This window comes from Magnetospirillum sp. ME-1 (assembly GCF_002105535.1).
Classification (GTDB): domain Bacteria; phylum Pseudomonadota; class Alphaproteobacteria; order Rhodospirillales; family Magnetospirillaceae; genus Phaeospirillum.
Genome location: NZ_CP015848.1, coordinates 2,668,881 through 2,681,510, shown reverse-complemented (window position 1 = coordinate 2,681,510; position 12,630 = coordinate 2,668,881). Strand labels below are relative to the sequence as shown.

Below are 12,630 nucleotides of genomic sequence, written 5' to 3'. Positions count from 1 at the left end.
AGGAACGGATACGAATGATCCGGCGCGAAAAGGGGGATGGTGGGAAACGGGCGTGTTGGCCGCCCTGGAAGATTCGCTAGAGCATTAGCCAAAGCCGGCGGTGCTGTCAAAACCTTTCAGAACGGCTTGACGATCACCACGATGACGATGACGATCATCAGCAGGGTGGGGACCTCGTTGATGACGCGATAGAACTTCTCCGATCTCGTGTTGCGGTCCTCGGCGAAGGAATCCTTGCAGCGGGCCAGGAAGAAATGGGCGATGGTCATGCCCACCACGCAGGCCAGCTTGAGGTGGAACCAGCCCTGGGAGAACAGGCCCGCATCCACCGCCATGACCAGACCCAGGGTCCAGGCCAGTACCATGGCGGGCGTCATGATCGCCTTGATCAGCCGGCGTTCCATGATCTTGAAGGTTTCCGAGGCCTCGGAGCGCGGCTTGACCGTGGTGTGATAGACGAACAGGCGCGGCAGATAGAGCAGTCCCGCCATCCACGAGATGATGGCGATGATGTGCACCGCCTTGATCCACAGATAGGCCGAGCCGCTCAGCATGCCGGACAACTCCGTCCCAAATGCTTGCAGGCCTGACCGGTAAAGGCCTGCGGCCGGTGAATCACGTCGGCCAGCCCCCGGATGAAGGCGGGATGGCAGCCCAGCGCCGGCACCCGCACATAGGCCGGAATGCCCAACTGGTCGGCCTTGTGGCGATACTCGATATCCAGTTCCACCAGGGTCTCGGAATGCTCGGAGACGAAGGCCACCGGCACGATCACCACCGGCACGCCGTCCCTGGCGGCGCGTTCCAGTTCTTCCTCGGTGCTGGGGCCGATCCATTCCATGGGGCCCACCCGGCTTTGATAGCAGATAGACCAGTCCAGATCCGCAATGCCGGTGGCCCGCGCCACGGCGGCCGCGGTCAGCTCCACCTGGGCCTGGTAGGGATCACCCTTGTCGATGACCGATTTGGGCAGGCCGTGGGCGGAGAACAGGATGCGGGGCTTGCCGGCGCCTGCCGCTTCCTCGTGACCGGTCCTGGCCAGATCGGCCATGGCGTCCACCAGACCGGGCTCGGTGGGATAGCAGCAGGCCATGCGGACCGGCGCGACGAGGCCCTGCTTTTCCGCCTGTTTGCGCCATTCCTTGAGCGAGGACCCGGTGGTGGTGGATGAGAACTGGGGATAAAGCGGCAGCAGAACCACTTCGTCCGCCCCCCATTCCTTGATGGCGGCCACCGCCTCATGGGTGAAGGGATGCCAGTAGCGCATGGCGATGAAGCACTTGAAGCCGTGGCCCAGCACATGCTCCAGCGCCCTCGCCTGGGCTTCGGTCTCCGGCACCAGGGGCGAACGCCCACCCAGCATCTGGTAGATGCCCCGCGCCACCGGCGCCCGCTTGGCCGAGATGTATTTGGCCAGCAGCCAGCGGATGGGACCCGGCGCCCCGATGATGGCCGGATCGTTGAACAGGTTGAACAGGAACGGCTTCACCGCCTCGAGCGAATCCGGTCCGCCCAGGTTGAACAGAACGACGGCCGTCTTCCTGCCCCCTGCCAAGCTCATGGTTTCAGCCCTTCCAGCCCTTAACCCGCTCGGCCAGCCGCGCCACGTTGTCCGGCGGCGTGGGCGGCGTGATGCCGTGGCCCAGGTTGAAGATGAACGGTCCCTTGGCCAGCGCGTTGAGCACCCGGTCGATGCCGGCGTCCAGCGCCTCGCCGCCGGCCACCAGCAGGATGGGATCGAGATTGCCCTGGACCGTGCATTGGGTCTGCAACTCGGCCGCCGCCCAGTCCAGCGGCACCGAAGGATCGATCGAAACGCCGTTGACCTTGGTCTCGGCCACATAGCGCTTGTAGAGATAACCGGCACCGCGCGGAAAGCCGATCACGGGAATGCCCGGCCGCTCGGCGCGGATACGCTCCACCAGGGCGCGGGTCGGGCCGATCACCCAGCGCTCGAACATGTCCTCGGGCAGGGCGCCGGCCCAGGTGTCGAAGATCTGGATGGCCTCGGCGCCGTTGTCGATCTGGCGGATGAGATAATCGCCGGTGGCCCGGACCAGCAGGTCCATCAGGCGGGCGAACAGCTCCGGCTGGCCGAACATCATGCCCTTGGCCTTGGCGAAGTCTTTGGAGCCGCTGCCCTCGATCATGTAGGTGGCCACCGTCCAGGGTGCGCCGGCAAAGCCGATCAGGGCGGTGGTCTTGGGAATGGCGGCCGACAGCTTCTTGACGGTTTCGTAGACCGGGGCGAGATGGTCGTGCAGGCCCGAGATGTCGAGACCGCTCAGATCCTCTGCCGAGCGAATGGGCGTCAACACCGGACCTTCGCCTTCCTTGAAGGCAACATGCTGACGCAACCCGTCGGGAACCACCAGAATGTCGGAGAACAGGATGGCGGCGTCGAAGCCATAGCGCCGCAAGGGCTGCAGGGTGACTTCGCAGGCGAGATCGGAATTGTAGCACAGGTCCAGGAAGCTCCCGGCCTCGGCGCGGGTGGCGCGGTATTCCGGCAGGTAGCGTCCGGCCTGGCGCATCAGCCAGAACGGCGGGGGAGTAAGCGTTTCGCCGGCGAGGGCGCGGAGGAAGGGCTTGGACGGGCTGGACACGGGCGTTTCCTCGGAGCTGGGGCCTCTCGGGCTGGGGATGGCTCTCTCTTACAGACTTTAAGGTTTAGAGAAAAGGTTGCTGTGGTCTGTTGATGCCTGTGGATAACGGGGATTGGACATTTTGCCAAAGCCGTCCACAGGCTTTCCCCGATTTCTCCCGTATGGGGGGCGGCCTGTGGAAGAGTGCGCTGCAACACGGCCATCACGTTGTTTTTTCACGTCTTCATCCGATGGGGAAAATGGGGAAATCGGGTGTGGCGAACGGTAATTCACGCTATTGTCGGGGAGTGCGGAACGGTTTTGGACATGGGGGGATGTGCCTCCATGGAATCGGGGCGAGCGGGGAGCGTTTTCCCGCCTCCCGCCGAGACCCCCCCTTATCCACGGACTTGCGGGTTATCCACAGCCATGCGCAGCTTTCACCTTCACCTCGTTTCCGACGCCACCGGCGAGACGGTCACCTCGGTGGTGCGCGCCTGCCTCGTCCAGTTCGAGGGCGTGCAGCCCATCCAGCACAATTGGTGGCTGGTCCGCACCCAGGGCCAGGTGGAGCGGGTCATCGCCGGCATCGAGGACAAGCCCGGCCTGGTGTTCTTCACCCTGGTGGACGGGGCGGTGCGCGGCCTGCTGGAAGAGGCCTGCCGCCATCGCGGCATTCCCTGCATCTCGCTGCTGGACCCGGTGATGGCCGGGCTGTCGGCCTTCCTCGACGTGGAGGTCACCGCCCTGCCCGGCCGCCAGTACCAGCTGGACGCCGAGTATTTCCGCCGCATCGACGCCATGCAGTTCACCCTGACCCATGACGACGGCCAGCTGATCGAACTGGTGGATCAGGCCGACATCGTGCTGGTGGGGGTGTCGCGCTCGTCCAAGACGCCGACTTGCATGTATCTGGCCAATCGCGGCCTGAAATGCGCCAATTATCCCCTGGTGCCCGGCGTGCCGCTTCCGCCGGAGCTGGAGCGGGCCAGGAAGCCGCTGGTGGTGGGTCTGACCAAGGACCCCAAGAGCCTGTCCGATATCCGTCGTGCCCGGCTGCGGCTTCTGAATCAGGAAGAGGAAGCCGATTACGCCCAGTTCGAGAAGGTCAAGGAAGAGGTGCAGCAGGCGCGCCGCATTTTCTCGCGCCTGGGCTGGCCGGTGGTGGACGTGACCCGGCGCTCCATCGAGGAGGCCTCGGCCGCCATCATCCAGCTTTACGAGCGCCATCTGGAAAAGAGCGGCATCAGGAACGGCATCAAGGCGGAGAGCGCCCCGTCATGATCGTCCTGGCTTCGGGCAGCGCCGCCCGCGCCCGCATGCTGGCGGAGTCCGGCATCCATTTCACCGTCCAGGTGGCGGCGGTGGACGAGCAGGCGGTCAAGGATTCGCTGGCCGCCGAGACCCGCAATCCCGCCCGGGTCGCCGAGGTGCTGGCCGAGTTGAAGGCCATGCGGGTCTCTTCCCATCATCCCGGCGCATTGGTGATCGGCGCCGACCAGATGCTCGACTGCGACGGCGCGTGGTTCGACAAGCCGGCGGACATAAAAGCGGCGCGGGAGCAATTGCTGGCGCTGCGCCACAAGACCCATCGCCTGACCAGCGCCGTGGTGGCGGTCCGGGACGGAAGACGGGTATGGCACCACACCGAATCCGCCAGGCTCACCATGCGCAATTTCAGCGAAGCCTTCCTCGACCGCTATCTGGAGCAGGCGGGGGACGTGGTACTGTCCTCGGTGGGGGCCTATCAGCTGGAAGGCCTGGGGGCCCAGCTGTTCCTGACCGTCGAGGGCGATTTCTTCACCATCCTGGGCCTGCCGCTGCTGGCCCTGATGGATTTCCTGCGCGAGAACGGAGAGCTGGTTCCATGATCGTATCGGGCAAGGCCAGACTGGCCGGGGTGCTGGGCTGGCCGGTCTCCCATTCCCGTTCGCCCCGCCTGCACGGCTTCTGGCTGGAGAAGCTTGGCATCGACGGCGCCTATCTGCCGTTGGGCGTGGCGCCCGAGAATCTGGAAACCGTCATCCGCGCCCTGCCCCGCATGGGTTTCGCCGGCGCCAACGTCACCGTTCCCCACAAGGAGGCGGTGATGAATCTGGTGGACCGCCTCGATCCCCTGGCGGCGCGCATCGGCGCGGTCAACACCCTGGTGGCGGGTGCGGACGGGTCGCTGGAGGGGCGCAATACCGATGCCTACGGCTTCTTCGAGAATCTGCGCCAGGGCTGCCCGGCCTGGGCACCCGCATCCGGTCCGGCGGCGGTGATCGGCGCCGGCGGCGCGTCCCGCGCCGTGGTGGCGGCGCTGGCCGATGCCGGGGTGCCGGAAATCCGCCTCACCAACCGCTCGCGGGAACGGGCCGAGGCCCTGGCCGCCGATCTGGGTGGGCCGGTGCGGGTGGTGGAGTGGGCCGAACGGGCGGAAATGCTGGACGGCTGTGCCCTGCTGGTCAACACCACCACGCTGGGCATGACCGGTCAGTCGACTTTGGATCTGGACCTCGCGGCCCTTCCGATCACCGCATTGGTCAACGATATCGTCTATGTGCCGCTGGAAACCGATCTGCTGGCCCGCGCCCGGGCGCGGGGCAACCGGACAGTGGACGGGCTGGGCATGCTGCTGCATCAGGCGGTGCCCGGCTTTGCCGCCTGGTTCGGCCAGCGGCCCCAGGTCACCGACGAATTGCGGAGCTTCGTGCTGTCGTCATGAAGATTCTGGGTCTCACCGGCTCCATCGGCATGGGCAAGAGCACCGCGGCCGCCATGCTGCGCCGCCTGGGCGTGCCGGTCCACGACGCCGATGCCACCGTGCATGCGCTGTTCGCTCCGGGCGGCAAGGCGGTGGCGGCGGTGAGTGCCGCCTTTCCCGGCGTGCTGCGAGCGGACGGTGCGGTGGACCGGGCGGCGCTGGGTGCCCGGGTGTTCGGCGACGACGTGGCGCTGAAGCGGCTGGAAGCCATAGTTCATCCCCTGGTCCGCGCCGCCGAGCGCGAGTTCCTGGCCCGGCATCGCCGTCATGGCACGCCACTGGTGGTTCTGGACATCCCGCTGCTGTTCGAAACCCATGGCGAGGCGCGTTGCGACCTGGTGGCGGTGGTCAGCGCGCCGGCCTTCCTCCAGGCCGCCCGCGTGCTGGCCCGGCCGGGCATGACGCGGGCCCGTCTCGACGCGGTGCTTGCCAAGCAGATGCCCGATGAGCAAAAACGCCGCAGGGCCGACGTGGTGATTCCCACCGGATTGGGCAAAGGTCCGGCGTGGAAGCGGTTGAAGGCTTTGGTTCAAGAAATGCGGGGCATCGCCCCAAATGGGTCCGGGCGATAGCCCGAGAGTCATTGATGAAAGGGCAGTGCCATGCGCGAGATCGTGCTCGATACGGAAACCACCGGCTTCGACCCGCTGTCGGGTCACCGGCTGGTGGAAATCGGCTGCGTCGAGCTGTTCAACCACCTGCCCACCGGCAACGTCTTCCACCGTTATTGCAACCCTGAGCGCGACATGCCGGAGGAGGCGTTCAAGGTCCACGGCCTGTCGGCCGAGTTCCTGGCGGACAAGCCGCTGTTCGCCGAGATCGTTGCCGACTTCCTGGAATTCATCGGCGACGCGCCGCTGGTGATCCACAACGCCGAATTCGACATGCGGTTCCTCAACGCCGAGCTGGCGCGGCTGGGCTTTCCGCCCCTGCCTATGAGCCGCTCCATCGACACGGTGCTCATGGCGCGCAAGAAGTTTCCCGGCGCCCAGGCCAACCTGGACGCCCTGTGCCGCCGCTTCGAGATCGACAACACCCACCGCACCAAGCACGGCGCCCTGCTGGATTCGGAATTGCTGGCCGAGGTCTATCTGCAGCTGATCGGCGGCCGTCAGCCGGGTCTGGAGCTGGGGGGTGGCAAGGGCAATGGCGGCAGCAATGCCGCCACCGCCGCTTCGGCGGTTCAGGTCAAGCGGGAGTTCCGCAGCCCCCGGCCCCACGCCCCGACCGAGGAGGAAAACGCGGCGCACACGGCGTTCGTGGCCAAGCTCAAGAACGCCGTGTGGCTCAGGGAATAAAGGCGGGCTGCCGCCCGCATCCGCTTGGGGCCAAGGGCCCCAAACCCCATTCCTGAACTAAAATGGGGTCCGGGGCATTCGCCCCGGATGGGTTTGGGCGATGGCCCAATAATGCCCCGGAAATCAGGCCTGACCGGCGGCCTGCTGGGCGTTCATCTCCTCCACGCGGGCGCGGTAGAGCTGGACGAAATCCAGCGGCTGCAGCAGCAGCGGCGGCAGGCCGCCGTCGCGGGTCATGTCGGCCACGATGTTGCGGGCGAAGGGGAACAGCAGGCGCGGGCATTCGATCAGCAGCACCGGGTGAATCTGCTCTTCCGGCAGGTTCAGGGTGAACACGCCGGCATAGGCCAGTTCCAGGATGAACAGCGCCTTGCCGTCCAGCAGGGCCTCGACCTTGAGGTGCAGCACCACTTCGTAGGCGTTGTTGCCCACATTGGCGACGTTGACGTCCACATGGATCGGAATCTCGGGGTTCTTGCCCTGCATCTCGATGAACGAGTGGGGGGCGCCGGGAATCTCGAAGGACAGGTCCTTGATATACTGCATGTTGACCTGCAGCTGGGGCAGATCCTCGGACGGCGTCTGGGCGTCGGTCATGGTGCTCTCCGGAAAGGAAGATCGTTCAAAGGGCTGCCAAGGGGCGTAGCACGGACATCCTTAAGGCTCAAGCCGCTTGTGATCCGGCGAGGGTGACGGGGAGGATTCGGGAGGAATGATCTCGTATTCGCCGTCGATGACGGTGGGGCCGGCCTGGGGGTGGGGGGCCTGGGGGGCGGCACCCGGATTGGCCACCACGATGCGCGACAGCAGGGCGCCGAGCAGCAGCACCCGGACCGGCCGGAACATCACCAGCACCGCCATGGCGTCGGAAATGAAACCGGGCAGCAGCAGCAGGAACCCGGCGAGCGCGATGCACAGCTCGTCGAATACCCTTGGCCCCGGCGGCTCGCCCCTGGCCGCGTTGGCCCGCACCTGCAGCACCATGCCCAGCCCGCCCCGGCGCAGCAGGACCGAGCCCGCCAGGATGGCCAGAACGGTCAGAGCCACGGTGGCCAGCCCGCCGATGGCATCGGCCACGCGGATCCACACCATGATCTCCGCCACCGGCAAGGTCAGCACGCCGACCAGGAAAGCCCATGCCATGCTTGCTCTTTCTCCCAACCCGCCTTATGTCTTTGACTGGACTTGCACTCTACCCCGGACCGGCCTGATGAACGACGGCTATCATCTTCTCGACATCGTATTTTTCGCCATGGTCGCCGCCTTCCTGGTGCTGCGCCTGCGTAGCGTGCTGGGCAAGCGCACCGGCGCCGAGCGTCCGCCCGAACAGTGGGCGCCGCCGGATTCCGCCGCCGATAACGTGGTGGATCTGCAAAGCGTCCGCCGCTCGGCGTCCGAGCCGCCGGCCGAATCGCCGCTGGGCCAGGGTCTGGCCGCCATCCGCGCCGCCGACCGCGGCTTCGACCTGGATGTGTTCTTAGGCGGCGCCAAGGCGGCGTTCGAGATGATCGTCATCGCCTTCGCCCATGGGGACAAGGCGACGCTGCAGCCGCTGCTGGCTCCCGACGTCTACCGCCATTTCAGCGACGCCATCGACGCCCGGCGCCAGCACGGCGAGACGCTGCAGACCGAACTGGTGGGCATCCGCTCCGCCGAACTGGTGGAAGCGGGCATGGACGGCCGCTTCGCCGCCCTGACCATCCGTTTCGTCAGCGAACAGGTCAACGCGCTGCGCGACGCCAAGGGCGAGGTGGTGGAAGGCAATCCCGAGCGGGTCATCGACGTGGTCGACCAGTGGACCTTCCGCCGCGATACCCGCTCCACCGATCCCAACTGGGCCCTGGCCGCCACCCATACTCCCGAGCCATGAGGACGAGGGCAGCCGCCCTGCTGCTGGCCGCGTCCCTGGCCGGCTGCGCCACGCCGGAGCCGGCTCCCAGGCCGCCGCTGCCCGGCCCCGATCGCATGGTGCTGCAGCCCATCTCCTATGACCGCTTGCCCGGCTGGTCCGAGGACGACACCGCCCAGGCGCTGCCCGCGCTTTTGAAATCGTGCAATCGCATCACCAAGCTGCCGGTGGACAGGTCCATCGGCTTCGAGGGCCTGGGCGGCACGGCCGCCGACTGGTATTCGCCTTGCGCCGCCGCCCAGCGGGTGGCCGCCGGCGACCACACCGGCGCGCGCCTCATGTTCGAGACCTGGTTCACCCCCTGGCAGGTCACCAACGAGGGCCGGACCGAGGGGCTGTTCACCGGCTATTTCGAGCCGGAGATCAGGGGATCGCGTCAGCGCAAGGGCCCCTATACCCAGCCCATTCACGGCAAGCCCAACGATCTGGTGGTCACCAAGGCCGGGCCGGAAGAGCCGGTGATCGGCCGGATGGAGAACGGCAAGCTGGTGCCCTACCACACCCGCGCCGAGATCGAGCGGGGCGCCCTGGCCGGCAAGGCCCCGGTGCTGGCCTGGACCGACGATCCGGTGGATCTGGCGATCATGCATATCCAGGGTTCGGGCCGGGTGCGCCTGGACGACGGCACGGTGATCCGGCTCGGCGTGGCGGGCAGCAACGGCCACAAATTCGTCGGTATCGGCAAGGTGCTGAAGGACGAGGGCAAGCTTGGCACCGACACCTCCATGCCGGCCATCCGCGCCTGGCTCAAGGCCAACCCTCAGGAAGGCCGCACCCTGCTGAGCCGCAATCCCCGCTATATCTTCTACAGCCCCAATCCCGCCACCGACGGACCCCTGGGCACCGAGGGCGTGGCGCTGACGCCCGAGCGTTCGCTGGCCGTGGACCCCCGCTTCGTGCCGCTGGGCGCGCCGGTCTGGGTGGACAGCCTTGATCCGGCGGGGCGGCCGTTGCGGCGCCTGATGATGGCCCAGGATACCGGCGCCGCCATCAAGGGCCCGGTGCGCGGCGACGTCTTCTGGGGGGCGGGCGAGACCGCCTTCCAGATCGCCGGCAAGATGAAGAGTCCCGGCCGTCTGGTGGTGTTCCTGCCCCGGGCCCGTTCCCCCCGGCTGGCGCAGGTGGACGAGAGGTAGGGGTTGCCTTCCGGCCCCCTCTTCTCCATCCTTCGCCGTAACCATGATGATTTCAGGACGGAGCGGATCAAGGCGATGAGCCGGTTGCTGGCCGAGTGGCGGGAACGCAAGGGGCGCGAGGAGGAGCTGCTGCACGAGCAGCTGTGCGCCGCCATCCGCGCCGGCCAGGTCCAGGTCTACACCGATCCCCGCCTGCTGGATTTCCAGGGCTCGCCGGTGCATCAGCACTGGGACCACCTGCTGCCGCTGACCATCGAATCGACCCTGGCCCTGGTGATCCTGCTGGCCACCGGCGTCGCCACCGGCATCATCGCCATGACGCTGTGCGTGCTGGCCCATCTTTACGGCAACAAATACTACGTGGCGTGGCGGTTGAAGACCCGGGCGCTGGCCTATCTGATGGGCAATTACCAGCAATTCGTCACCCTGTGGCAGCTGGGCGGCATCGCCCTGGTGGTCAAGGGCGTCAACGAAGCCCCCTGCCTGGCGCCCAAGGGCGACTGGCGCAAGTTCATCCGCCGCAATCTCGGCGAGGGCGAGACCCAGGCCCAGGCGCCCATGGCCAACGCCCCGGTTCCCGCCGGTCCGCGCATGACCGCGCCGCCCGCCCAGCCGGCGCCGGCGCCGTCCGAGCCGGAACCGGCTTCCGAACCGGCCCCCGCCATGGTGGTGGAGACCGCGCCCCTGGCCGATTCCATTCAGCCCGCCGCCGCCGCCGAGCCCGAGGTGATGGCCCCGCCCAGCCCCAAGCCCGGCGACCGCTGGGCCTCGGTCACCGACGAGGACCCGCCGCGCGACGAGGTCGTGCCGGGATCATGAGCCCGAAACGTCTGGTCGAGCCGCGCCAGCCCCGCCGCCGGGTGGTCAGCGCCGACGAGATCCGGGTGTGGAAGGCGGTGGTGGCCGACGCCCAGCCGTTGCCCGGCCGCTCTCCTCCCGCCGAGCCGCCGCCTGGTACCGAGACCGGACCCGAGCCGGTGGCCTCGCCGCCGCCGCCGCCCGGCACGCCGCCGGCCCGGCCTTCCGCCCATCCCCCCGCGCCGCCGCGTCACGGACATGGCGAGCTGCGCCACGGCAATTCCCCCGGCCTGGACCGTCGCTCGGCCGAGCGACTGAAGAAGGGCGAGATGGAGATCGAGGCCGACATCGACCTGCACGGCCTGACCCAGGATATGGCCCACGCCCAGCTGCTGGCCTTCATCCAGCGTTGCTGGGTTCAGCAGCGGCGCTGCGTCCTGGTGGTGACCGGCAAGGGATCCCAGGGCCACGGCATCCTGCGCGCCCAGGTGCCGCGCTGGCTGAACCAGACTCCCTTGCGCGAACGCATTCTGGGCTTTTCCTATGCCCAGCCCCGTCACGGCGGCGACGGGGCGCTTTACGTCCTGATCCGGCGGCAGCGGTTATGACCCCGTTCGGCAGTAAGGTCCGGTCGCTGCGCGACGCCAAGGGCATCCAGCTGCGCCAGATGGCCGCCGACCTGCACATCTCGGCCGCCTATCTCTCGGCGCTGGAGCACGGCCATCGCGGCCGTCCGGCCCCCGGCCTGGTGATGCAGATCTGCGGTTATCTCGGCTGTATCTGGGACGAGGCCGAGGAGCTGAAGGCCCTGGCGGATCTCTCCCATCCCAAGGTGACCCTGGACACCTCGGGCCTGTCGCCCGCCCATACCGAGCTGGCCAACCGTCTGGGCCAGACCATCCGCGACATGCCGCAAGAGGTGGTGGCGCGGCTGCTGAAGGTGCTGGGGGAGTAAAATCCCCATGGTTTCAAGAAACTGGAGGTTTGGAGGCTGCGCCTCCAAATGGGTTCGGGCGATAGCCCCATCATCTCAGCCGGAACACCCGCTTGTCTGGACGCTCCAGCTTTCCCTCGGCCACCAGGGCGGCCAGGGTGCGGTAAAGCGCCTCGTGGGTCAGGCCGATTTCCTGGGCGGCGACGGAAATGGGGCGGTCGAGGGTGATCGCCTCCTCGGCGGCGCCCAGCTGGGTCAGCCAGGCCACCACCCGGTCGCGCGCTCCCGGCAGGCGCATCACCTCCTGACGGCCGCGCAGCCGTTGCACCTCGCGGGCGAGATAGGCGGAAAAGGCCAGGTTGAGGTCGGGATGGGCGCGCAGGTAAAGCAGCAGCGCCGCCTTGGGGAATGCCCGCACCCTGGATTCGGTCTCGGCCACGGCGTCGCAATGGTAATGGGAGGCGAACAGGGCGGCCTCGGCGAACAGCGAGCCGGCGCGGGCCACGTGCAGGGTTGCCGCCGAGCCGTCGGCGCCGAAGCGCGCCAGACGCAGGCGGCCCTGCTCCACGTGAAACACGGCGCGGGCCTCGTCGCCGCGCCGGAACAGCGCCTCGCCCGCCTTCAGGCGGCGGGTCGATCCGCCGATACCGTCCAGGACCTTGCCCCAATCGTCCATGCCATCCTCCGGATTATGATCGGGATCATAAGAGAAGGGCCGTGTCTTGCCTATGGTTGAGACATGCCGTTCCGGGAGGTTTCCATGAAGAGCGTTCTTGCCGCCGTCCTTGTCCTGATCGCCCTGCCGGCTTACGCGGCCGACCTCCCCAGCGGGCTGTCGCCGCAGCAGATGGAGGGGCTACTGGCCGGGCGCGGCATGGGCCTGTCCATGCCCGCCGAGATGAACGGCAAGCCGGGACCCCTGCATGTGCTGGAGCATGCCGATTCCCTGGGTCTGAGCGAGGCGCAGCGCCAAACCGCCGTCGGGCTGGTGGCGGCCATGAAGGCCGAGGCCATTCCTCTCGGCCGGGAGGTGGTGGAGCGGGAAAGCCGCCTGGATTCCGCCTTCGCCGCCGACGGGGCAGGGGCCGAAACCCTGGTGGCCGAGATCGCCGCTCTTCAGGGCCGTTTGCGCTGGGTCCATCTGCGGACCCATCTGGCCATGGCCGAGGCACTGACGCCGGAACAGGTGGCGCAGTATCGCCACCTGCGGCATCACTGAGGGAA

17 protein-coding genes are annotated in these 12,630 nt (G+C 67.5%); 11 read left to right on the top strand and 6 right to left on the bottom strand.

All coding sequences use genetic code 11. From position 1 onward, the window contains the following. Positions 1 to 116: 116 nt before the first annotated feature. The 3 genes from hemJ to hemE are packed head-to-tail and all read right to left on the bottom strand — an operon-like array spanning position 117 to position 2,606. Positions 117 to 554 carry a protoporphyrinogen oxidase HemJ gene (gene hemJ / locus WV31_RS12750; RefSeq protein ID WP_085373916.1) on the bottom strand — a complete coding sequence of 146 codons (438 nt, stop codon included), beginning with the start codon at positions 552 to 554 and terminating at the stop codon, positions 117 to 119. Then, positions 548 to 1,561 carry a ferrochelatase gene (hemH, locus tag WV31_RS12745; RefSeq protein ID WP_085373915.1) on the bottom strand — a complete coding sequence of 338 codons (1,014 nt, stop codon included), beginning with the start codon at positions 1,559 to 1,561 and terminating at the stop codon, positions 548 to 550. Before hemH ends, hemJ begins: the two co-directional genes overlap by 7 nt. A gap of 4 nt (positions 1,562 to 1,565) precedes the next feature. Continuing rightward, positions 1,566 to 2,606: a uroporphyrinogen decarboxylase gene (gene hemE, locus WV31_RS12740; RefSeq protein WP_085373914.1), complete on the bottom strand. Its 1,041-nt coding sequence runs from the start codon at positions 2,604 to 2,606 to the stop codon at positions 1,566 to 1,568. A 408-nt stretch (positions 2,607 to 3,014) separates the two neighbouring features. Between hemE and WV31_RS12735 the strand changes: the two genes are divergently transcribed. From WV31_RS12735 to dnaQ, 5 genes are read left to right on the top strand one after another with little or no spacing between them, the layout of a single operon-like run. Beyond that, the gene (locus tag WV31_RS12735; protein WP_085373913.1) at positions 3,015 to 3,869 is read left to right on the top strand and encodes a pyruvate, water dikinase regulatory protein; all 855 of its coding nucleotides are present in this window, start codon (positions 3,015 to 3,017) and stop codon (positions 3,867 to 3,869) included. Beyond that, entirely contained in the window at positions 3,866 to 4,456 is a 591-nt protein-coding gene (locus tag WV31_RS12730) for a Maf family protein (RefSeq protein WP_085373912.1), read from the top strand. The genes WV31_RS12735 and WV31_RS12730 overlap by 4 nt, the downstream gene beginning before the upstream one ends. Continuing rightward, positions 4,453 to 5,292, top strand: a complete 840-nt coding sequence (locus WV31_RS12725) for a shikimate dehydrogenase (RefSeq protein ID WP_085373911.1) — start codon at positions 4,453 to 4,455, stop codon at positions 5,290 to 5,292. Before WV31_RS12730 ends, WV31_RS12725 begins: the two co-directional genes overlap by 4 nt. Further along, positions 5,289 to 5,903: a dephospho-CoA kinase gene (gene coaE / locus WV31_RS12720; protein ID WP_085373910.1), complete on the top strand. Its 615-nt coding sequence runs from the start codon at positions 5,289 to 5,291 to the stop codon at positions 5,901 to 5,903. Before WV31_RS12725 ends, coaE begins: the two co-directional genes overlap by 4 nt. Positions 5,904 to 5,933: 30 nt before the next feature. Then, entirely contained in the window at positions 5,934 to 6,629 is a 696-nt protein-coding gene (gene dnaQ / locus WV31_RS12715; RefSeq protein WP_085373909.1) for a DNA polymerase III subunit epsilon, read from the top strand. 123 nt (positions 6,630 to 6,752) lie between these two features. Here dnaQ and secB read toward each other — a convergent pair whose 3' ends face one another. Next, complete coding sequence (gene secB, locus WV31_RS12710) at positions 6,753 to 7,226, bottom strand: protein-export chaperone SecB (protein ID WP_085373908.1); 474 nt, start codon at positions 7,224 to 7,226, stop codon at positions 6,753 to 6,755. 60 nt (positions 7,227 to 7,286) lie between these two features. Beyond that, positions 7,287 to 7,772, bottom strand: a complete 486-nt coding sequence (locus WV31_RS12705; RefSeq protein ID WP_085373907.1) for an FxsA family protein — start codon at positions 7,770 to 7,772, stop codon at positions 7,287 to 7,289. A 67-nt stretch (positions 7,773 to 7,839) separates the two neighbouring features. Here WV31_RS12705 and WV31_RS12700 point away from each other — a divergent pair, with 67 nt between their 5' ends. From WV31_RS12700 to WV31_RS12680, 5 genes are all read left to right on the top strand, one after another. Continuing rightward, positions 7,840 to 8,499: a Tim44/TimA family putative adaptor protein gene (locus WV31_RS12700; RefSeq protein ID WP_085373906.1), complete on the top strand. Its 660-nt coding sequence runs from the start codon at positions 7,840 to 7,842 to the stop codon at positions 8,497 to 8,499. Next, positions 8,496 to 9,674, top strand: a complete 1,179-nt coding sequence (gene mltA, locus WV31_RS12695; protein ID WP_085373905.1) for a murein transglycosylase A — start codon at positions 8,496 to 8,498, stop codon at positions 9,672 to 9,674. Before WV31_RS12700 ends, mltA begins: the two co-directional genes overlap by 4 nt. 75 nt (positions 9,675 to 9,749) lie before the next feature. Then, positions 9,750 to 10,493 carry a hypothetical protein gene (locus tag WV31_RS12690; protein WP_085373904.1) on the top strand — a complete coding sequence of 248 codons (744 nt, stop codon included), beginning with the start codon at positions 9,750 to 9,752 and terminating at the stop codon, positions 10,491 to 10,493. Continuing rightward, positions 10,490 to 11,080, top strand: a complete 591-nt coding sequence (locus tag WV31_RS12685) for a Smr/MutS family protein (RefSeq protein WP_085373903.1) — start codon at positions 10,490 to 10,492, stop codon at positions 11,078 to 11,080. The genes WV31_RS12690 and WV31_RS12685 overlap by 4 nt, the downstream gene beginning before the upstream one ends. Continuing rightward, positions 11,077 to 11,427, top strand: a complete 351-nt coding sequence (locus WV31_RS12680) for a helix-turn-helix domain-containing protein (protein WP_085373902.1) — start codon at positions 11,077 to 11,079, stop codon at positions 11,425 to 11,427. Before WV31_RS12685 ends, WV31_RS12680 begins: the two co-directional genes overlap by 4 nt. A 70-nt stretch (positions 11,428 to 11,497) precedes the next feature. On the opposite strand, the gene WV31_RS12675 is transcribed toward WV31_RS12680, so the two are convergent. Next, positions 11,498 to 12,082 carry a Crp/Fnr family transcriptional regulator gene (locus WV31_RS12675; protein WP_085373901.1) on the bottom strand — a complete coding sequence of 195 codons (585 nt, stop codon included), beginning with the start codon at positions 12,080 to 12,082 and terminating at the stop codon, positions 11,498 to 11,500. Positions 12,083 to 12,166: 84 nt separating this feature from the next. Between WV31_RS12675 and WV31_RS12670 the strand changes: the two genes are divergently transcribed. Further along, complete coding sequence (locus tag WV31_RS12670; RefSeq protein ID WP_145980862.1) at positions 12,167 to 12,625, top strand: Spy/CpxP family protein refolding chaperone; 459 nt, start codon at positions 12,167 to 12,169, stop codon at positions 12,623 to 12,625. The last annotated feature ends 5 nt before the right edge of the window (positions 12,626 to 12,630 follow it).